Origin of the sequence: Streptomyces sp. NBC_00005 (assembly GCF_045160215.1) — a bacterium.
GTDB lineage: Bacteria > Actinomycetota > Actinomycetes > Streptomycetales > Streptomycetaceae > Streptomyces.
Genome location: NZ_CP108316.1, coordinates 5818406 through 5837427, shown reverse-complemented (window position 1 = coordinate 5837427; position 19022 = coordinate 5818406). Strand labels below are relative to the sequence as shown.

The 19022-nt window shown below is 71.0% G+C and carries 20 protein-coding genes; 11 read left to right on the top strand and 9 right to left on the bottom strand.

Features of this window, described 5'->3' with window-relative positions:
- Positions 1-23: 23 nt before the first annotated feature.
- The 5 genes from OG303_RS26795 to OG303_RS26775 all read right to left on the bottom strand — a co-directional run bounded on the left by OG303_RS26795 (position 24) and on the right by OG303_RS26775 (position 4823).
- The gene (locus tag OG303_RS26795; protein WP_405871467.1) at positions 24-704 is read right to left on the bottom strand and encodes an ABC transporter; all 681 of its coding nucleotides are present in this window, start codon (positions 702-704) and stop codon (positions 24-26) included.
- Positions 692-2218 (bottom strand): ABC transporter permease, encoded by a 1527-nt coding sequence (locus tag OG303_RS26790; protein WP_405871465.1) that lies wholly within the window; start codon positions 2216-2218, stop codon positions 692-694. The genes OG303_RS26795 and OG303_RS26790 overlap by 13 nt, the downstream gene beginning before the upstream one ends.
- Positions 2215-3084, bottom strand: coding sequence for an ABC transporter ATP-binding protein (locus tag OG303_RS26785; RefSeq protein ID WP_405871464.1), 870 nt, complete (start codon positions 3082-3084; stop codon positions 2215-2217). The genes OG303_RS26790 and OG303_RS26785 overlap by 4 nt, the downstream gene beginning before the upstream one ends.
- A gap of 61 nt (positions 3085-3145) precedes the next feature.
- The gene (locus OG303_RS26780; RefSeq protein ID WP_405871463.1) at positions 3146-3982 is read right to left on the bottom strand and encodes a zf-HC2 domain-containing protein; all 837 of its coding nucleotides are present in this window, start codon (positions 3980-3982) and stop codon (positions 3146-3148) included.
- A gap of 298 nt (positions 3983-4280) precedes the next feature.
- Positions 4281-4823 carry an RNA polymerase sigma factor gene (locus OG303_RS26775; protein WP_405871461.1) on the bottom strand — a complete coding sequence of 181 codons (543 nt, stop codon included), beginning with the start codon at positions 4821-4823 and terminating at the stop codon, positions 4281-4283.
- A 111-nt stretch (positions 4824-4934) separates the two neighbouring features.
- On the opposite strand from OG303_RS26775, the gene OG303_RS26770 reads away from it, so the two are divergent.
- From OG303_RS26770 to OG303_RS26730, 9 genes are all read left to right on the top strand, one after another.
- On the top strand, positions 4935-5348 hold the full coding sequence (locus tag OG303_RS26770) for a GntR family transcriptional regulator (protein WP_405877490.1): 414 nt from the start codon (positions 4935-4937) through the stop codon (positions 5346-5348).
- Positions 5345-6265: an ABC transporter ATP-binding protein gene (locus OG303_RS26765; RefSeq protein ID WP_405871460.1), complete on the top strand. Its 921-nt coding sequence runs from the start codon at positions 5345-5347 to the stop codon at positions 6263-6265. The genes OG303_RS26770 and OG303_RS26765 overlap by 4 nt, the downstream gene beginning before the upstream one ends.
- Entirely contained in the window at positions 6262-7233 is a 972-nt protein-coding gene (locus OG303_RS26760) for a hypothetical protein (protein WP_405871458.1), read from the top strand. The genes OG303_RS26765 and OG303_RS26760 overlap by 4 nt, the downstream gene beginning before the upstream one ends.
- Entirely contained in the window at positions 7230-8066 is an 837-nt protein-coding gene (locus OG303_RS26755; RefSeq protein WP_405871456.1) for a hypothetical protein, read from the top strand. The genes OG303_RS26760 and OG303_RS26755 overlap by 4 nt, the downstream gene beginning before the upstream one ends.
- A gap of 315 nt (positions 8067-8381) precedes the next feature.
- Positions 8382-10613, top strand: coding sequence for an RNA degradosome polyphosphate kinase (locus OG303_RS26750; RefSeq protein WP_405871454.1), 2232 nt, complete (start codon positions 8382-8384; stop codon positions 10611-10613).
- Positions 10594-11703, top strand: coding sequence for a CHAD domain-containing protein (locus tag OG303_RS26745; RefSeq protein ID WP_405871452.1), 1110 nt, complete (start codon positions 10594-10596; stop codon positions 11701-11703). The genes OG303_RS26750 and OG303_RS26745 overlap by 20 nt, the downstream gene beginning before the upstream one ends.
- A gap of 47 nt (positions 11704-11750) precedes the next feature.
- Complete coding sequence (locus tag OG303_RS26740) at positions 11751-12173, top strand: NUDIX hydrolase (RefSeq protein ID WP_405871451.1); 423 nt, start codon at positions 11751-11753, stop codon at positions 12171-12173.
- A 257-nt stretch (positions 12174-12430) separates the two neighbouring features.
- The gene (locus tag OG303_RS26735) at positions 12431-13267 is read left to right on the top strand and encodes a hypothetical protein (RefSeq protein ID WP_405871449.1); all 837 of its coding nucleotides are present in this window, start codon (positions 12431-12433) and stop codon (positions 13265-13267) included.
- Between the two features lie 108 nt (positions 13268-13375).
- Positions 13376-13558, top strand: a complete 183-nt coding sequence (locus OG303_RS26730) for a hypothetical protein (protein WP_405871447.1) — start codon at positions 13376-13378, stop codon at positions 13556-13558.
- A gap of 61 nt (positions 13559-13619) precedes the next feature.
- Here OG303_RS26730 and OG303_RS26725 read toward each other — a convergent pair whose 3' ends face one another.
- Positions 13620-13958, bottom strand: coding sequence for a metal-sensitive transcriptional regulator (locus OG303_RS26725; protein WP_405871445.1), 339 nt, complete (start codon positions 13956-13958; stop codon positions 13620-13622).
- Between the two features lie 224 nt (positions 13959-14182).
- On the opposite strand from OG303_RS26725, the gene OG303_RS26720 reads away from it, so the two are divergent.
- Both OG303_RS26720 and OG303_RS26715 read left to right on the top strand, forming a co-directional pair.
- Positions 14183-14803: a DUF47 domain-containing protein gene (locus OG303_RS26720; RefSeq protein ID WP_405871444.1), complete on the top strand. Its 621-nt coding sequence runs from the start codon at positions 14183-14185 to the stop codon at positions 14801-14803.
- Positions 14804-14810: 7 nt separating this feature from the next.
- Complete coding sequence (locus tag OG303_RS26715) at positions 14811-15809, top strand: anion permease (protein WP_405871442.1); 999 nt, start codon at positions 14811-14813, stop codon at positions 15807-15809.
- 269 nt (positions 15810-16078) lie between these two features.
- Here the strand turns inward: OG303_RS26715 and pstB are convergent, their stop codons facing one another.
- The 3 genes from pstB to pstC are packed head-to-tail and all read right to left on the bottom strand — an operon-like array spanning position 16079 to position 18955.
- Entirely contained in the window at positions 16079-16855 is a 777-nt protein-coding gene (gene pstB / locus OG303_RS26710) for a phosphate ABC transporter ATP-binding protein PstB (RefSeq protein WP_405871440.1), read from the bottom strand.
- A gap of 40 nt (positions 16856-16895) precedes the next feature.
- The gene (gene pstA / locus OG303_RS26705) at positions 16896-17957 is read right to left on the bottom strand and encodes a phosphate ABC transporter permease PstA (RefSeq protein WP_405871438.1); all 1062 of its coding nucleotides are present in this window, start codon (positions 17955-17957) and stop codon (positions 16896-16898) included.
- Positions 17954-18955, bottom strand: coding sequence for a phosphate ABC transporter permease subunit PstC (gene pstC, locus OG303_RS26700; protein WP_405871436.1), 1002 nt, complete (start codon positions 18953-18955; stop codon positions 17954-17956). The genes pstA and pstC overlap by 4 nt, the downstream gene beginning before the upstream one ends.
- Positions 18956-19022 lie beyond the last annotated feature (67 nt).

The following is a 19022-nucleotide window of genomic DNA, read 5'->3' as shown; positions in this document are numbered from 1 at the left end:
ATGGGGGCGCGTGTCCCTGGGGGCTACGCCCCCGGACCCCCGTCTGCCTGCGGCCTCGTCCGCAAACGCCGGACGGGCTGAAAACGCCGCACCGGCTCCGGCATGCACGCCCCCAGAGCCACCACCGCCCCCGCCAGCAGCCACGCCCACCGCTCATGGGCCGCCGCCCACCGCTCGTCTTTCACGGCCACCACCAGCTGCCACCGGTCCGGCAGGAGCAGTGGCGCCATCACGGCCGTGAAGAGGAGGGCCGCCGCCACCGACGGGCCCGGCTGCGGGGCGTCCGTCAGGCGGAGTGCCGCCGCGCCGAGCGCGAGCGACAGGGCGCAGACGGCCGCCGCCTCCAGGGTGATGTCGCCCGTCGGGGGCCGTACCTCCGACGGGACGAGGAGGAGTGCCGCCGTCCACCACAGTGCGGTGAGCGGGGTGACGAGGGCGAGCCGGAGGGCGGTGCGCAGGGCGCGTCGGGTGGGCACCGTGGCGGTGGTGTGGCGGGCCGGGTCGTCCAGGAGGAACACCAGGCCGAGCGCGTGGGCGAGGACCGCGGTGCGCAGCAGGGTGAGGGCGACCCAGGGGTTCGGCGGTCCGTCCGACAGCCGCGACGCCCCGGCGAGCAGCAGCCCGAGGCCACCGCCCGCCGCCAGCGCGCGCCACGGCAGGGTACGCCAGACGGGGCGTACCAACTCCCGTACTAGTCCTCGCACTTGTCCGCCGCCTTCGGTGCGGCCACGCCCAGCAGCTGCGCCACCCGCGCGGTCGTCACCTTGGGAGCCGTCAGCTCCGCCCAGTGCGCCTTCACCTGCGCGGCGATCCCCGCACTCGGCTTGCCCAGCAGCTCTCGTACGACATCCGTCTGGCCCGCGGTCATCGACATGGGGTTCGTCGGCGAGAGGACGATGGCCGAGCCGGTCACGCTGTCGTCGAGGCGGACGTTGCGCAGCGAGGTCATCGGGTCGGGCAGCCGGTTCAGGGCGAGCCACATGACGGTCACCATCCGGCCGTCGCACATCGAGCCCGACGCCTTCTCGTCGCCCGCGACCAGCACGGCGGCGACGGCGGCCGAGAACTCGGGGACGCGGTTTCCGCCCCAGGCCGTGCCGACCGTGACCTGGTGCGGGGTGGTGGACGGGTCGATCGCCGCGTCGCCGCTCAGGCCGTAGCGGGCATCGACGCGCTGTCGTACGACGAGGGGTTGGGTGTGAGCGGAGCCGCCGGCCGACGACTGCACCTTGTCCACCAGGTCCGCCCAGGTGTCCGCCTGCGCCTTCCACTCCGGGAAGGCGCAGTAGGTGGAAGTCCCGCGCCGGACACAGGTCTGTTCCTTCTCGGGGGACACCGAGACCCGTTCGCGCGCCGCCGTCGTCGCGGCCGGGAGGGCCTGCGTCTGGACGATGCCGCCGGTCAGCGTGAGCGCCAGGCCGCCCGCGAGCGCGCCCTGCAGGGCCCAGCCGCGACCGCCGCCCGCCAGCACTGCGAGCAGTGCCACGGTCAGGGCGAACCCGGCGAGGTAGAGGGCGTGCCAGGCCGCGGGGCGGCCGATCAGGTCCGACGGCAGCGTGGTGGAGGAGGCCTCGCCCACGACCGGGTACAGCCAGCGCATGCCCCGCTCGCCGTCGACCGCGGGGGCCGTCCCGGCGACGAACATGAAGAGGAACAGCACGATGAGCAGGGTCCCCGCGAGCATCGACGGCACCAGTCGGGCCAGCAGCACCCCGGTCACGCCGAACAGCAGCACCGTCAGCGGCCCCACGAGCAGCTCGCCGGGCGAACCGCTGCCGACAGCGCCGGAGCGCAGCGCGTTCCAGGTGAACTGGCCGAGCACACCGACGGCCGTGAGCAGGGCCGCCGGGACGACGGAGAGCGCGTGCGCAGCCGTGCGCCAGGACCGCGGCAGCACCAGGACCGCGAAGTGCCGTTCCGTGTCGCGCCGCTTGGACCGCAGCACGGCGTGGTTGGCGCACAGCAGCACCGCGAAGCCGACGAGCAGCGGGGTGCTCTGAGTGGCCCGGTCGGCGTCCTGGAGCGCCGGGTAGCTGCCCTCGAAGTCCGGGGTGCGCCACACGATCCAGGCCGCGTACGCCGCGAAGGCGAGGAGCACCGGGATGCTCAGCAGCAGTCGGCGCGCCTCGAAGCGGGCCAGGGCGAAGGTGGCCGACCAGGACCCCCGGGATCCCGGGGTGCGCATCTCGACCGGGGCTTTCTCCATCACCGTGGTCATGCCGCCGCCACCTCCGTGCGCACGCCGGCGTCGTCCAGGGTGAGCAAGTAGCCGTCCTCCAGGGTGGGTTCGAGCAGGGCGGCGCCGTCGGGCGGGCTGCCGACGTTGCGGAAGGAGCCGGTGCCCGTGCGCCAGCCCGCCTTCGCGCCGGGGTCGCGTTCGGTGCTGCTCCACACCCGTCCGGCCGCCCGTGCGGTCAGCTCGGCCGGGGTGCCGTCGAAGCGGATGCGGCCGTCGGCCATCACCAGCACGCGGTGGCAGAGCATCGCCACGTCCTCCGTCTGGTGGGTGGACAGGAGCACGGTGCGGCCCTCGCCCGCCTGGGCGATCAACTCCCTGAAGCGCATGCGCTGTTCGGGGTCCAGGCCGACGGTCGGCTCGTCCAGCACCAGGAAGCCCGGTTCGCCGACCAGCGCGGCGGCCAGCGCGACCCGCTGCCGCATCCCGCCGGACAGCTTCTTGATGCGCTTTCCGCGCACGTCGCCGAGGTCGACCTCGCCCAGCACGCGGCGCACCTCCCGGTGGCGGGCGCCCCGGTCCGTGAGCTCCTTGAGGATCGCCACGTAGTCGACGAACTCGAAGGCCGTGAAGTCCGGGTGGAAGCCGGGCGTCTGCGGCAGATAGCCGAGCCTGCGCCGCACCTCCTGCCGGCCGGCCACGGTGCCCGGGTCGTGCCCGAGCACCGTGAAGGCACCCTGGTCGGCGGGCACTGCGGTCGCCAGCACCCTCAACAGGGTGGTCTTTCCGGCCCCGTTGGGCCCGAGCAGCCCGGTGACGCCCTGCGTCAGCCGCAGCGACACGTCGTCGAGGGCATGGGTCCCGCCGTAGCGGAGGCTCAGCCCGGAGGCGGAGACGGTGGGTGTCATTCGGCACTCCCGCAGAGGTAGAAGTCGAGGAGGAAGTCGGTGGGGGCGAGCGTCATGGCCGTCATACGGCGCTGCCCTGAAAGCGGTCGAACCGGTCCCGTACGAGATAGAGCAGGCCACCGGCGAGTGCGGCGACCGCGGCCGCCACGCCCTGCCCGGGCGCCGTGAACGGCACCAGCGTTCCGCCGTCGGTCGCGCCGGACGCCTTGGTCGTCAGCAGCAGCACGACCCACGCCCCGCCGACCAGCGACGGCGCGAGCACCGGGCCAAGACGTGCGCTGAGCGCCAGTCCGGTCGCGGTGAGGGCGAGCGCCGGCAGCAGCCAGGCGAGGGCGCCCAGCCCGTACCCCGGCAGGGCGAGGGTGGCCAGACCGCTGAGGCCGAGCCCGGCGGCGAGCACGGCGACCGTCCGGATCATCAGCAGCTTGAACCCGTGCACCGGCGCGACCACCGCCATCTCGTACGTCGGGTCCAGCGCGGGCCCGTACGACAGCGCGACCCCGGCGAGGGGCAGCAGCGGCGCGAGGGCGAGGAACAGCGTGGGCGAGTGGCTGCTCTGGGCCGTGTGGGCCGCCGCGACGCTCATCACGAGCACGGCGACGACCGCGCCCAGCCAGGAGCGGCGCAGCACGGGCGTGGCCGCGAGCAGCCGCGCGGTGTGGTCGGCGACGCCGATCCGCACCAGCAGCCCCTCGAAGAACCCCGTGCGGGGCGCGTCGAGTTCGGCGTCCAGCCGCTCCCAGCCGGCGTCGAGCCCAACGGGATCGCCGACGGAGGCAAGCACGGCCCGGCACCGGGCACAGGCGACGAGATGGGTGTCGGCGGACCACAGCAGCGGCGGCGCCAACTCGCCCTGGGCGTAGGCCCGCAGATCCTCTTCGGCAACGTGCCACGTCATGCCGCCACCCCCCGCACCGGCCCGCGTCCCCACAGACCCCGGTCCCGAACCAGCCCACTCGAACCGCCACCGCCGTACGCGCACGCGGCCTCACAGACCGGCGCACCCGCCTGCCGGGCCGAACCGCCGTCCCCGTCCCTGGGCACGGCCCCCCAGAGCGGAGCACCCGCCTGTCCGACCGAACCGCCGTCCCCGTCCCGGCACACGACTCCCCGGATCGGAACACCCGCCTGCCCGGCCACACCGCCACCCACGTCCCAGCGCCCGGCCCCCCGGAGCCGATCGCGTCCCTGTCCGCTCATGCCAGCGCCTCCCGCAGTTGCTTACGGGCCCGCATCGCCCGTGTCTTGACCGTCCCCGGCGGGATGCCGAGCAGGACGGCCGCCTCCCGGGTGGTCAGCCCGTCGATGACCGTGGCCTGGAGGACCGCCCGCAGTTCGGGCGACAGCCGGACGAGGGCGCCCGCGAGGTCACCGTGCTCCACCCCCGCGAGCACGCGTTCCTCCGCGGACGCCTCGTCCCGGTGCCGCAGCCGCGCCAGCGTCTGCCGCAGCCGCCCCCGTGCCCCGTCGCCCCGCAGCGCGTCGATCAGCCGCCGCGAGCCGATGCGCCACAGCCACCCGGCGACATCCCCTTCCTCGCGGTAGCGGGCCTTGCCCCGCCAGATCGCGAGGAACGTCTCCTGTACGACGTCGTCGACCACCCCTGCGTCGGCGCAGCGGCCACGCAGCCGGGCGGTCAGCCACGGCGCGTACCGCCGGTACAGCTCCTCGAAGGCGCGCCGGTCCCCGTCCGCCGCGACGGACCGCAGCAGCTCCCCGTCGCTTCTCGTTTCGCTCACGTCTCCTCATCGGACGGTCCCTGCGGATCGGTTCACACGATCGCACTTGACTTTGCCGGGCACCTTCCACCACCCTTTCACTACTCAATTAGTGAAAGGGTGGTTGTACGGGTGGTCGAGTACCGCATCGACCGGCGCTCCGGCGTCGCCACCTACGTCCAGATCGTCCAGCAGACCAAGCAGGCCCTCCGTATGGGCCTGATCGAGCCGGGAGACAAGCTGCCCACCGCGCGCGAGGTGGTCGAGGCCACCGCCATCAACCCCAACACGGTCCTGAAGGCCTACCGGGAGCTGGAACGCGAGGGCCTGGTGGAGGCGCGGCGGGGTCTGGGCACCTTCGTGCGCCGGACACTCGGCGCGTCCCCGGCCGACTCACCGCTGCGGGCCGAACTCGCCGCATGGGCGCAGCGCGCCCGCGCGGCCGGACTCGACCGCGAGGACGTCGACGCACTGTTCGGCTCCGTCCTCGACGAGCACTTCCCGAAATCCGACGAGCTCTTGCATGAGCATGAGGGGGACCAGTGAGTTCCACGAGCACCACCCCGGCCGTCGCCCTGGACGCGTCCGGGCTCGGCAAGCGGTACGGCAGAAGGGCCGACGCGGCCCTCGACGACTGTTCCTTCCGCCTGCCCGCCGGCCGGATCAGCGCACTGGTCGGCCCCAACGGTGCGGGGAAGTCGACCCTGCTGGCCCTGGCCGCCGGGCTGCTGCGGCCCACCGCCGGCACCCTCACCGTCCTCGGCGGGGCGCCCGGCGAGTGCCGTGAGCGGGTCGCCTTCCTCGCCCAGAACAAGCCGCTGTACCCCCAGCTGACCATCGCCGACACCCTGCGCATGGGCGCCGAGCTCAATCCGGCCCGCTGGGACGCGCCGTACGCCGCCCGCATCGTCGAGGAGGGCTCGCTGAAGCCCGGGCAGAAGATCCGCGGGCTCTCCGGCGGCCAGCGCACCCGCGTCGCGCTCGCCCTCGCCCTCGGCAAGCGGCCCGACCTGATGCTCCTGGACGAGCCACTGGCCGACCTCGACCCGCTCGCCCGCCACGAACTGATGGGCACCCTGATGGCGGACGCCGCCGAACGCGGCACCACCGTCCTGATGTCCTCGCACATCGTCAGCGAACTCGCCGACGCCTGCGACCACCTGCTGCTCCTGGGTCGCGGCCGGATACGGCTCGGCGGCGGCATCGACGACCTGCTCACCGCGCACACCCTGGTGACCGGCCGCGGAACGCCCGCCGACCTGGCCCCGCACACCGTCGTCGAGTCCCGTGCGGCCGGCCGCGGCCTGACCGCGCTGATCCGCCGCGACGGCCCGGTCGACGGCGGCTGGGCAACCGAGGAACCGTCCCTGGAGGAACTCCTGCTCGCCCACCTCCGCTCCCCCGACGCCCCCGCCCTGCTCACCCCGAGCACCACCGCGACCTCTGTGGAGGTGCAGGCATGACCACCACCGCCCCCGCCCCCGCTCCCGTCGCCGCCGCACGCCGACGCACCGCACTGCGCCCGAGCGGCCTGGTCTGGACACTCCTGCGCCTGCACCGCACGGCACTGCTCGTCTGGCTCGGCTTCGTCGCCTTCACGGCAGCCCTCCTGCTGTGGCTGCAGGGACCCGGAGCGAGCGCCGCGCAGGACAAGCTCGAAGCCCTCGGCTACGCCGGCGTACAGCTCTCCGCCTCCTCCTCGGACCTGCTCTTCGCCTTCACCTCGGGCGTCTACAACGACCTCTTCTACGATCCCGGGACCCTGATCACCCTCGCCTCGTTCGGCGTCGCGCTGTTCGCGGCGGGCCCGCTGACCGCCCGCGAGCTGGAGTCCGGCACCGCGCAGCTCGTCTGGGGGCAGTCCCCCTCCCCCGCCCGCTGGCTCGCCGCCAAGCTCGCCATGCCCGCGCTGTTCATCACCGCCGGCATGAGCCTGCTGGTCGTGCTGTACCGCCTGCTGTGGGACACGCACGGCAATCTCCTGATCGCCGGCATCCAGCCGCGCGCGTTCTACTTCTCCGTCGGCCCTGCCACCGTCGCCGCCGCGCTCCTGGGGCTCGCCCTCGGCGCCATCGCCGGCCTGGCCGTGCGCCGCACGCTGCCCGCCCTCACACTGGCCGGCTTCGGGTACTTCCTGGTCAACGCCTTCCGTACCAACTCCTGGCCCTTCCAGGGCCGCTACCAGCAGCCGGAGCTCCACTCCCGCAGCTGGGCGATCACCTCCAAGGGCGCCCAGATCCCCGACCCGGGCTGCTACGACAACCGCCAGTGCCTGGCCAAGCACGACATCGTGCGCTTCGGCCGCGAGTACCTCCCGTCCCCCGACTACTGGCCCCGCCAGCTCCTGGAGACCGGCGTCCTGCTGGGCCTGACCGCGCTCGCGGTCACCGCCGCGTTCCTGGTGCTACGCAGTAGGAGCAACCACGTATGAGTTCCCTCGCGCTCAAGGGCCTGCCTCGCAGCGTGCTGCGCCTGCACCGCGCGGCCCTGATCGTGTGGGCCGCCTTCATCCTGGCCGCGGTCGGCTACCTGGTGTGGCTGACCGAGATCACCGCGGATTCCGTACGCGAGCGGATCTCCGCCTGCGCGCACACGGAGGGCTTCTGCAGAGCCGCCCTCGCCTCCACGGACTACAGCGGTCCGATGGGCTGGATCAGCACCGTCGCCTACTACAGCTTCTGGGCCGTCGCAGCCTGGGCCGGCGCCGCGCTGATCGGCCGTGAGCTGGAGTCCGGCACCGCGCGCCTCGCCTGGACGCAGAACGTGAGCCCCACCCGCTGGCTGGCCGCCAAGCTGGCCCTGCCCGCGCTGGTGCTGGTCCTCGGCGGCACGCTGTTCGTCGTGGTGTTCCGCTGGGCCTGGTCCGCGAACCGGGACCTGATGGGCGACGACTGGACCTTCAACGACGTGTTCGCGGCCCGCGGCCCCGCCCTGGTCGCGTACGGCCTGTGCGCGCTGGCGATCGGCACGCTCACCGCGCTGCTGCTGCGCCGTGCGCTGCCCGCGCTGGCGATCTCCGTGACCGTGATGATCGTGCTGAACCGGTACCTGGAGAGCCACCGCCCCGGGCTGTGGCCCGCCGCGACCCGCACCTCGGCGACCGGGTTCCCGACGTCCAACGGCCCCTGGCCGACGGACGACGGCACCTACCACCCGGCGTCCCACTTCTGGCCCATGAACCTCGTGGAGACCGGCATCCTCCTCACCATCACCGCCCTCGCGACCACGGCCGCCTTCGTCGTCCTGCGCCGACGCACGGTGTGACACAACAGATCCGCGTACGCCCTTCCGCGAGAACAGGGGCGTACCTATCCTCGGGGCGGCTTCCAGCGCGCTGTTACGTCGGTCCCGCCGACGTGGACGCCCGGGAGCCGCCCCCAGATATCCCGCACGCCATGTCCCCGTAACCAACGGTTCAGACGGGCTTGCGACCCTCGGCCAATGACGCCCGCCGTGCCAGAGCCTTCGCCGCCCGCAGAGGGGCCCGCGGGGAACGGGGACGCCCTCCGCTCCGTGGCCGCGCTCCCGCCCGCTGCTTCCGACGCGCCGGTCACGCCCCGAGCGCGGAAGAATGGGTCCATGAGTCAGCCAAACGCCCAGGCACAGGTCCAGCACGCGCAGCCCTCCGTGGGCTCCATAGCCGCGCACCGCCCGCACACCGTGGCGGCCGCGGTCTCCGACCTGGAACCCGACATCGATGCGGACCTCGACGCCTACGAGGAGTCGCCGTACGACGGGCCCCAGCTGCCGCAGGGGCGCTTCCTGGACCGGGAGCGCAGCTGGCTCGCGTTCAACGAGCGGGTCCTCGAACTCGCCGAGGACCCGAACACACCCCTGCTCGAACGGGCCAACTTCCTCGCGATCTTCGCCAGCAACCTGGACGAGTTCTTCATGGTCCGGGTGGCCGGCCTGAAGCGCCGTATCGCCACCGGGGTGGCCACCCGTTCCGCCTCCGGCCTCCAGCCCCGCGAAGTGCTGGAGATGATCTGGGCCCGCTCGCGCGAACTCATGGCCCGGCACGCCGCCTGCTACCACGAGGACGTTGCCCCCGCGCTCGCGGAGGAGGGCATCCACCTGGTCCGCTGGAGCGAGCTGACGGAGAAGGAGCAGGCCCGCCTGTTCACCCTCTTCCGGCACCAGATCTTCCCGGTCCTGACCCCCCTCGCCGTCGACCCGGCGCACCCCTTCCCGTACATCTCCGGCCTCTCCCTGAACCTGGCCGTCGTCGTACGCAACCCGGTGACCAGCCACAAGCACTTCGCCCGCGTCAAGGTTCCGCCGCTGCTGTCCCGCTTCCTGGAGGCCGCCCCGGGCCGGTACGTCCCCCTCGAGGACGTCATCGCCGCCCACCTGGAGGAGCTGTTCCCGGGCATGGAGGTGCTGGAGAGCCACGCCTTCCGGCTCACCCGCAACGAGGACCTCGAGGTCGAGGAGGACGACGCCGAGAACCTGCTCCAGGCCCTGGAGAAGGAGCTCATGCGGCGCCGCTTCGGGCCGCCGGTGCGCCTGGAGGTCGAGGAGTCCATCGACCGCGAGGTCCTGGACCTGCTGGTGCGCGAGCTGAAGATCAGCGAGGCGGAGGTGTACCCGCTGCCGGGTCCCCTGGACCTCACGGGCCTCTTCCGCATCGCCTCCCTGGACCGGCCCGAGCTCAAGTACAAGAAGTTCATCGCCGGCGTCCACCGCGACCTGGCCGAGGTCGAGTCGGCGTCCTCGCCCGACATCTTCGCGGCCCTGCGCACCCGGGACGTGCTGCTGCACCACCCGTACGACTCCTTCTCGACGTCGGTGCAGGCGTTCCTGCAGCAGGCGGCCGAGGACGACGACGTGCTCGCCATCAAGCAGACCCTGTACCGGACTTCGGGCGACTCCCCGATAGTCGACGCGCTCATCGACGCCGCCGAGGCCGGCAAGCAGGTCCTCGTCCTGGTCGAGATCAAGGCCCGCTTCGACGAGCACGCCAACATCAAGTGGGCGCGCAAGCTGGAGGAGGCCGGCTGCCACGTCGTCTACGGCCTGGTCGGCCTCAAGACTCACTGCAAGCTGTCCCTGGTGGTCCGTCAGGAAGGCGACACGCTACGGCGTTACAGCCACGTCGGCACCGGCAACTACCACCCGAAGACGGCCCGCCTCTACGAGGACCTGGGCCTGCTGACGGCGGACCCGCAGGTGGGCGCGGACCTCTCGGACCTGTTCAACCGCCTGTCGGGCTACTCCCGCCGCGAGACCTACCGGCGCCTCCTCGTCGCCCCCAAGTCCCTTCGCGACGGCCTGATCTCGCGGATCAACAAGGAGGCCCAGCACCACCGTGCGGGCCGTCCGGCCTTCATCCGCATCAAGGTCAACTCGATGGTCGACGAGGCGATCATCGACGCGCTGTACCGGGCGTCCCAGGCGGGCGTGCCGGTCGACGTCTGGGTGCGCGGCATCTGCGCGGTCCGCCCCGGCGTCACGGGCCTGTCGGAGAACGTGCGGGTCCGCTCGATCCTCGGCCGCTTCCTCGAACACTCCCGTGTGTTCGCCTTCGGCAACGGCGGCGAGCCCGAGGTGTGGATCGGCAGCGCCGACATGATGCACCGCAACCTCGACCGCCGTATCGAGGCCCTGGTCAGGGTTATCGACCCGGCCCACCGCGCAGCCCTGAACCGGCTGTTGGAGACCGGCATGTCCGACACCACCGCCTCCTGGCACCTCGGCCCGGACGGTGAGTGGACCCGGCACGCCACCGATGCGGACGGCCAACCTCTGCGCAACGTCCAGGAGATGCTCATAGACGCCCGGAGGCGCCGGCGTGGCACAGCAACACCTTGACCCGACGGACCCCACGGCCGGGCCCTCCCCCACAGGCGACGCCCTCGCGGGCTACCTGCGGGCCCAGGCCACGGAGTTCCTCCGCGCCCTGCGGCAGCACCGGGAGACCGGCGTCGCCGCGTCCAACGGCAGGGAGGAGACCGTCGACGCGGCCCGCGCCCTGCGCCGCTCGGTCCGCCGCGTCAGCGGCAGCCTGCACACCTTCCGCCCCCTGCTGGAAACCGACTGGTCGGAGACCCTGCGCCCCGAACTGGCATGGCTGTCGGGGACGTTGTCGATGGAACACGCGTACGCGGCAAGGCTCGAACGCCTGCTGCTGGCGCTGCACCGGCTGTCGGGAGCGACGGTGTTCCCGGTGCAGTCGGCCGCCGTCGTGGGCGGTCGTTCCGCCGGCGCGGATCCCGTCCCGCTGAAAGGGGCACCAGGACCCGCCGGTCCCCCCACAGCGACGCCCGCAGCAGACCGCGGCAACCTGACGGTCGGCGCGGCCAAGGCCGGCGCCCTGCTGGAACGCCAGCTCACCCTCGCCCGGACCCGCGCCCACTCCACCGCCCTCCAGGCCCTGGGTTCCTCCCGCTTCCACGCCGTCGCGGACAAGATCGCCGTACTCGCCAGCGAAGTCCCCCTCACCACCACCGCCACCACCACGGACCTCCGCCCCCTGGCCACCGCGGCCGAGGAGCGCCTGAAGGACGCCGTGACCGCGCTCCCCCTCGTCACCGCGGGCAGCCCCTACAACGCGGAGGCGCTGATCCACGGCCTCTCCCCGGACCCGGCCCCGCACCCCCAGGACGCCCCCTGGCACCAGGTCCGCCTGCTCCTGCGCCTGCACCGCTACGCCCGCGAGACCCTCTACGGCACGGACGGCCCGATCGACGTCCGCCTGCTCACCGCGGGCCAGGCCCTCGACCGCCACCGCGACGCCTCGGAGGCGTCGGCCGCGGCGGCCTCGGCGGCCCGCACCCCCCGAATCGCCCCGGCGACGGCATACGCCCTCGGAGTGCTCCACGCGGACCAGCGCCACGAGGTGGAGGCCGCCCGCTTCGCCTTCCAGCAGTCCTGGCAGAGGCAGGCGGTGAGCACGTCCTGAACCCGCGCTGAGCCCGTGATCCCTGTCGAAGGAGGCGTGAACCACCGGTGACCCACACCAACGACACCCTCATCCAGGCGGCCGGCTGCGTCCTGTGGCGCAGCTCCCCGGTCGACGGCGAGCCGGAGATCTGCCTCGTCCACCGGCCGAAATACGACGATTGGTCCCACCCCAAGGGCAAGTTGAAGCGGGGCGAGGACCATCTGACGGGCGCCCTGCGCGAAGTGGCCGAGGAGTCGGGCTACACCGCGGACCCCGGCACCGAGCTGTCAACCCTGCGCTACTTCACGGGCGGCCGCCCCAAACAGGTCCGTTACTGGGCGGCCGAGGCGATCTCGGGCAGCTTCACCCCCAGCCTGGAGGTGGACCGCATCCTGTGGCTCTCCCCCGCCGCGGCCCGCAGCCGACTGACCCAGTACCGCGACCGCACCCTGGTCGACGAGCTGCTGGCGACGCTGCGTCACGCCTGAACGCCCAGATGCCCCTGGGCATCCGCCCGGGCCTGGCTGCGAGCTCTGCGGGCAGGACCACGCCACCCGCAACTGCATCGGGCCAGGCAGAACCGGCCCTGTTCGACCGTCGTCGTGCGATGTTCCTGCTGCGCCACGCCGACAACGTTACCCAGCCAACGTAAAGGCCTGGTATGCGCGTGACGGTGCCCCCGACCCCTCGTTATCCGGAACGACAGGGGGCCCGTGACGGACGTACCGGCTGGGGGTAGCAGCTGATGGCGGAGCGGCAGCACAGGGGGACCGGAACGGTCGTCGCGGCAGGACTCATGTTCTGTGTCTGCATGGGGACCGGAGGATGTTCCGGCACCGGGTCCGCGGCCGAGGACTCCCACGCGTCCGACCCCGTCGAGACCCTGCACCGGGCCGCCGACACCCTGGTGGACGCGGGCACTTCGAAGGCCAGCACGTCGATGGAGATGGCCACCGGCGGCACCCGCGTCACCATCCGCGGCCAGGGCGACTACGACTACCGGCGCCGGCTCGGCCGGCTGAAGGTGCAGCTCCCGCAGACCCCGGCCGGCACCGCCGAGCACCGGCCGATCACCGAACTCCTCGCGCCCGGCGCCCTGTTCATGAAGAACCGCGGCGCGGGGGTGCCCGCCGACAAGTGGGTACGGGTCGACACGGCCACCCTCTCCGACGGCAACCTGGTGACCGGCGGGGCCACGGACCCGTACACCGCGGCCGAGTTGCTGCGCGGGACACGCACGGCGACCTACGTCGGCCGGACCGAGTTCGCGGGCATCGAGGTGCGGCACTACCGCGGTACTTCCGACCTCGCACTGGCGGCGAAGGGCGCCTCGAACGGCGTCCGGCAGGCCCTCACCGCGGCGGCGAAAGGGTTCGCCACGGCCGAGGTGCCGTTCGACGTCTACCTCGACGACCAGGGCCGCATCCGCAAGATCCGGCACCGGTTCAGCTTCGTCAACGGCCGGCAGAAGAGCACCGTCGCGGTCGCCTCGACGACCTTGCTGTACGACTTCGGGGCCCCCGTCGACGTACGGTTGCCGGCGTCGAAGGACATCTACGCAGGGAAGATCGCCGAGCGGTAGGCACTGCTCGAGGATGAGTGACGGGCGTCAAGAACTAGCCCGTCCGTGCCATGCGCGGTGTGTATGCCGCTCCCTACTCTAGGAAGTCGGTACGGCAGAGATGAGGTGATGCACGTGGCTCCGGTCGGCGGTACGGCAGTTCAGGACCACGTGGCCCTCGCCGAGATCGAGCTGTGCGGAGAGCTGATCATCGCGGCCTCGGCCGCGGAGGACCGGCTCAGCCTGGAGAGCATCGACGAGGTGCTGAAGGTGGCCGAAGAGCGTGCCCGCGAACGGGACACACAGGCCTGACCCCCCACATGCGTCGAGGCGCGGCCGGGCCCCCGCCCGCCGCGCCTCAGCTCTGAGGTCATCAGGTCCGCAGCAGCCGCCCGATCGCCTTCGTCGCCTCCTCGACCTTCGCGTCGATCTCGTCACCGCCCTTGACCGCGGCATCGGCGACGCAGTGGCGCAGGTGTTCCTCCAGGAGCTGCAGCGCGAAGGACTGCAGGGCCTTGGTGGAGGCGGACACCTGGGTGAGTATGTCGATGCAGTAGACGTCCTCGTCGACCATCCGCTGCAGACCACGGATCTGGCCCTCGATGCGGCGCAGGCGTTTGAGGTGCTCGTCCTTCTGCTTGTGGTACCCGTGCGTCGTGTTCTGTGTGCTGCTGTCGGAGGGCGCCGTCGCGCCGGCCTCGGTGGTCGTCATCGCGTCCTCCCACAAGTCGTGCGGACATATACCCCAGGTGGGTATATGGTATCGAACTTTGCTGGGTATAGGGCCCTTGGCCGAGGCCTGAACCGGAGCCCCGTACCGCCCCCGTGCTGAGCTCCGTGCCTGATGGGCGACACTGGGGGACGGGCCATTAGCCGTGGCCGGATGATGCGCCTAGCATCAGCCTGACCGAAACCGATGCATCCCGAGGACCCCAAGTGCGCTTTCGTCTGACCCCCAGGGAGACGAGCTTCTATGACATGTTCGCCGCATCCGCGGACAACATCGTCACGGGCTCGAAGCTCCTGATGGAACTGCTCGGGGCGGACACCGCCGGCCGGGCCGAGATCGCAGAGCGCATGCGGGCCGCGGAACACGCAGGTGACGACGCCACGCACGCGATCTTCCACCAGCTGAACTCCTCGTTCATCACGCCCTTCGACCGCGAGGACATCTACAACCTCGCGTCGTCCCTCGACGACATCATGGACTTCATGGAGGAGGCCGTCGACCTGGTCGTCCTCTACAACGTGGAGGAGCTGCCGAAGGGCGTCGAGCAGCAGATCGAGGTCCTGGCGCGGGCGGCGGAACTGACCGCCGAGGCCATGCCGAACCTGCGGACGATGGACAACCTCACCGAGTACTGGATCGAGGTCAACCGCCTGGAGAACCAGGCCGACCAGATCCACCGCAAGCTGCTGGCCCACCTCTTCAACGGCAAGTACGAAGCCATCGAGGTGCTGAAGCTCAAGCAGATCGTGGATGTGCTGGAGGAAGCGGCGGACGCGTTCGAGCACGTGGCGAACACGGTGGAGACCATCGCCGTCAAGGAGTCCTGAACCCCGCATGGACACCTTTGCTCTGGTCGTGACCATCGCGGTCGCGCTCTTCTTCACGTACACCAACGGCTTCCACGACTCGGCGAACGCGATCGCTACGTCCGTCTCCACGCGCGCGCTCACGCCCCGGGCGGCGCTGGCCATGGCGGCTGTGATGAATCTCGCCGGCGCCTTCCTGGGCTCCGGTGTCGCCAAGACCGTCAGCGAGGGCCTGATCGAGACGCCCGAGGGCTCGAAGGGGATGGGCATCCTCTTCGCGGCACTGGTCGGCGCGATCACCTGGAACCTGGTCACCTGGTACTTCGGCCTCCCGTCCTCGTCCTCGCACGCCCTCTTCGGCGGCATGGTGGGCGCCGCGCTCGCGGGCGGCACGACGGTGTACTGGAACGGCGTCCTGGACAAGGTCGTCATCCCGATGTTCGTGTCGCCCGTCGTCGGCCTGATCGTCGGCTACCTGGTGATGACGGCCATCATGTGGATCTTCCGGCGGTCCAATCCGCACAAGGCCAAGCGCGGCTTCCGCATAGCGCAGACGGTGTCCGCGGCCGGCATGGCACTCGGTCACGGTCTCCAGGACGCCCAGAAGACCATGGGCATCGTGGTGATGGCCCTGGTGATTTCCGGCCACGAGACCTACGGCGACCCGATCCCGGTCTGGGTGAAGATCGTCTGCGCGGTGATGCTGTCGCTGGGCACGTACGCGGGCGGCTGGCGCATCATGCGCACGCTGGGCCGGAAGATCATCGAACTCGACCCCCCACAGGGCTTCGCCGCGGAGACGACCGGCGCGGCGATCATGTTCACCACCGCCTACCTGTTCAAGGCCCCGGTCTCGACGACCCATGTCATCACCTCGGCGATCATGGGCGTAGGCGCCACGAAGCGCGTGAAGGCCGTCCGCTGGGGCGTCGCCAAGAACATCGTCATGGGCTGGTTCATCACGATGCCGGCGGCGGCACTGGTGGCGGCGGGCGCATTCGGCGTCGTGAACTTGGCGTTCCTGTAGGGCACTTACCGGTCCGGCGCTTGAGGACGAGGCCGCATCTTTCAGCCCGTCCGGCGCTCGAGGACGAGGCCGCATCTTTCAGCCCGTCCGGCGCTTGAGGACGAGGCCGAAGGCCGATCGGGGGTCTGGGGGCAGAGCCCCCAGGGACGCGCACCCCAACGCACCCGCACAACGACGACGAGCCCGCCCCCGGAACCCGGGGGCGGGCCCTTCATCGTCCCCGCGGTGGCACCGCCATGCAGCACCGCGAGGGGTCTTGAGTCGCCGGCCTAGCCGAAGCGGCCGGAGATGTAGTCCTCCGTCGCCTGGACCGACGGGTTGGAGAAGATCCGCTCCGTGTCGTCGATCTCGATCAGCTTGCCGGGCTGACCGACCGCCGCCAGGTTGAAGAAGGCCGTACGGTCCGAGACACGCGCCGCCTGCTGCATGTTGTGCGTCACGATGACGATCGTGAAGCGCTCCTTCAGCTCACCGATCAGGTCCTCGATGGCGAGGGTCGAGATCGGGTCCAGGGCGGAGCAGGGCTCGTCCATGAGCAGCACCTTCGGCTCCACCGCGATCGCGCGGGCGATGCACAGACGCTGCTGCTGACCACCGGACAGACCCGAACCGGGCTTGTTCAGACGGTCCTTGACCTCGTTCCAGAGGTTCGCGCCCTTGAGCGACTTCTCGACGACGTCGCTGAGCTCGCTCTTCTTGTACGAGCCGTTGAGGCGCAGGCCGGCCGCGACGTTGTCGAAGATCGACATCGTCGGGAACGGATTCGGACGCTGGAAGACCATGCCGACCTCGCGGCGCACGGAGACCGGGTCAATGCCCTGCCCGTACAGGTCCTCGTCGTCGAGGAGCACCTTGCCTTCGACCCGGCCGCCCGGGGTGACCTCGTGCATGCGGTTGAGCGTGCGCAGGAACGTCGACTTGCCGCAGCCGGAGGGACCGATGAAGGCCGTCACCGAGCGCGGCTCGACCGTCATCGAGATGTCTTCGATCGCCTTGTGGGCGCTGTAGTAGGCGGTGAGTCCGCTTACGTCGATTCGCTTGGCCATGATTACGTCACTTCCAGAATTATCCGTCGCTGTGGCCGCGTCAGCGACCGGTCTTCGGGGCCTTCCAGCGGGCGATGCCGCGGGCCGCCAGGTTCAGGATCATCACGAAGGCGATCAGGGTGAGCGAGGCAGCCCAGGCCCGGTCGTATGCCGCGTTCGCGCCTGCGCTGTTCGCGTACTGCTGGTAGATGTACAGCGGCAGCGACTGCTGCGCACCCTCGAAGGGGTTGTTGTTGATGAACCGGTTGCCGAACACCAACAGCAGCACCGGAGCGGTCTCACCGGCGATACGGGCGACCGCCAGCATGACGCCGGTCGTGATGCCACCGAGGGAGGTCGGCAGGACCACCTTCAGGATGGTGCGCCACTTCGGGACACCGAGCGCGAGGGACGCCTCACGCAGCTCGTTCGGGACGAGCTTGAGCATCTCCTCCGTGGAGCGGACGACGACCGGCATCATCAGGATGGCCAGGGCCATCGAACCGGCGAAGCCGAAGGGCTCCATGTCGAAGATCAGCATCAGGCTGAGGATGAACAGACCCGCGACGATCGAGGGGATACCGGTCATCACGTCGACGAAGAAGGTGACGGCCTTGGCGAGTCCACCGCGGCCGTACTCCACGAGGTAGACCGCGGTGAGCACACCGACCGGCGCGGCGATGATCGTGGCGAGACCGACCTGCTCGAGGCTGCCGATGATGGCGTGGTAGATGCCACCGCCCGGCTGGGAGTCGGCGACGATGCCCATCGAGTGCGTCAGGAAGTAGATGTCGAGGACCTTCACACCGCGCGCGACGGTCGTCCACACCAGGGAGACCAGCGGCACGACGGCGAGCAGGAAGGCGACCCAGACCAGAGCGGTCGCGATGCGGTCCTTGGCCTGCCGGCGGCCCTCGACGCGCGCGGCGATGCCGAACGTACCGAGGAGGAAGAGGAGCGCGGCGATCAGGCCCCACTGGACCTTGCTGTCGAGGCCGGCGCCCAGGCCGATGGCGACCGCGACGGCGAGAGAGCCGGCGGCGATCGCATAGGGCGACCACTTCGGCAGGCTGGCGCCGCGCAGGGTGCTGGCGGGCTTGTCGGCGATGGCGGCGTGGCTCATGCGTTGGCCCCCGAGTACTCCTTGCGACGGGCGATGATCATGCGAGCCGCGCCGTTGACCAGCAGGGTGATGACGAACAGCACCAGACCGGAGGCGATGAGCGCGTCCCGGCCCTGCTCCGTCGCCTCACCGAACTTGGAGGCGATGTTCTGGGCGAAGGTGCCGCCGCCCGGGTTGAGCAGGCTGCCGTGGATGAGGAAGTCCGGGGAGAGCACGGTGGCGACGGCCATCGTCTCGCCGAGCGCGCGGCCGAGGCCGAGCATCGAGGCGGAGATCACACCGGAGCGGCCGAAGGGCAGCACGGCCATGCGGATGACCTCCCAGCGCGTGGCGCCGAGGGCGAGGGCCGCCTCTTCGATCATCTGCGGGGCCTGGCGGAAGACCTCGCGGCTCACGTTGGTGATGACCGGCAGGATCATGATCGCGAGCAGGATGCCGACGGTGAGCATCGAGCGCGGTGCACCGCCGTCCCAGCTGAAGATGCCGGTCCAGCCGAAGTAGCGGTCCAGCCAGCCGAACAGGCCGGTCATGTGCGGTACGAGGATCAGGGCGCCCCACAGGCCGTACACGATGGACGGCACGGCGGCGAGCAGGTCGATCACGTAGGCGATGGGACCGCTCAGCCTGCGCGGGGCGTAGTGCGTGAGGAACAGCGCGATGGCGACGGCGATCGGAACGGCGATGACCATGGCGATGATCGAGGAGATCACCGTGCCGTAGGCCAGGACCGCGATGCCGAAGACCGGCGGGATCGACGTGGCGTTCCACTCGAAGGTGGTGAGGAAGTTGCCGTGGTCCGCGCTGATCGCGAGAGAGGCCCGGTAGGTGAGGAAGACCGCGATCGCGGCCATGATCACCAACAGGAAGATGCCCGACCCACGGGAGAGACCGAGGAAGATCCGGTCACCGGGTCGGGTGGCGCCGCGCGCGATGCGCTTGTCTTCGGCGGAAGGCTGGGCGGGAGGTGGCGTGTCGGTTATCTGTGTGGGTGTGTCCATCGGGTTCTCCGGTCTGCGGAACCGCATGCGGTGTGCGGCTCTGCGAAGCCGTACGCGACGTACGGCT

Bases quoted from the DNA above. Each gene is read 5' to 3' on its own strand.
- OG303_RS26790 (WP_405871465.1), bottom strand. From the start codon at position 2,218: ATGACCACGGTGATGGAGAAAGCCCCGGTCGAGATGCGCACCCCGGGA.
- OG303_RS26725 (WP_405871445.1), bottom strand. From the start codon at position 13,958: ATGACGACCACCGAGGCCGGCGCGACGGCGCCCTCCGACAGCAGCACA.
- OG303_RS26735 (WP_405871449.1), top strand. From the start codon at position 12,431: ATGGCGGAGCGGCAGCACAGGGGGACCGGAACGGTCGTCGCGGCAGGA.
- pstC (WP_405871436.1), bottom strand. From the start codon at position 18,955: ATGGACACACCCACACAGATAACCGACACGCCACCTCCCGCCCAGCCT.
- OG303_RS26715 (WP_405871442.1), top strand. From the start codon at position 14,811: ATGGACACCTTTGCTCTGGTCGTGACCATCGCGGTCGCGCTCTTCTTC.
- OG303_RS26785 (WP_405871464.1), bottom strand. From the start codon at position 3,084: ATGACACCCACCGTCTCCGCCTCCGGGCTGAGCCTCCGCTACGGCGGG.
- OG303_RS26755 (WP_405871456.1), top strand. From the start codon at position 7,230: ATGAGTTCCCTCGCGCTCAAGGGCCTGCCTCGCAGCGTGCTGCGCCTG.
- OG303_RS26780 (WP_405871463.1), bottom strand. From the start codon at position 3,982: ATGACGTGGCACGTTGCCGAAGAGGATCTGCGGGCCTACGCCCAGGGC.
- OG303_RS26750 (WP_405871454.1), top strand. From the start codon at position 8,382: ATGAGTCAGCCAAACGCCCAGGCACAGGTCCAGCACGCGCAGCCCTCC.
- pstA (WP_405871438.1), bottom strand. From the start codon at position 17,957: ATGAGCCACGCCGCCATCGCCGACAAGCCCGCCAGCACCCTGCGCGGC.
- OG303_RS26730 (WP_405871447.1), top strand. From the start codon at position 13,376: ATGCACGTGGCTCCGGTCGGCGGTACGGCAGTTCAGGACCACGTGGCC.
- pstB (WP_405871440.1), bottom strand. From the start codon at position 16,855: ATGGCCAAGCGAATCGACGTAAGCGGACTCACCGCCTACTACAGCGCC.
- OG303_RS26760 (WP_405871458.1), top strand. From the start codon at position 6,262: ATGACCACCACCGCCCCCGCCCCCGCTCCCGTCGCCGCCGCACGCCGA.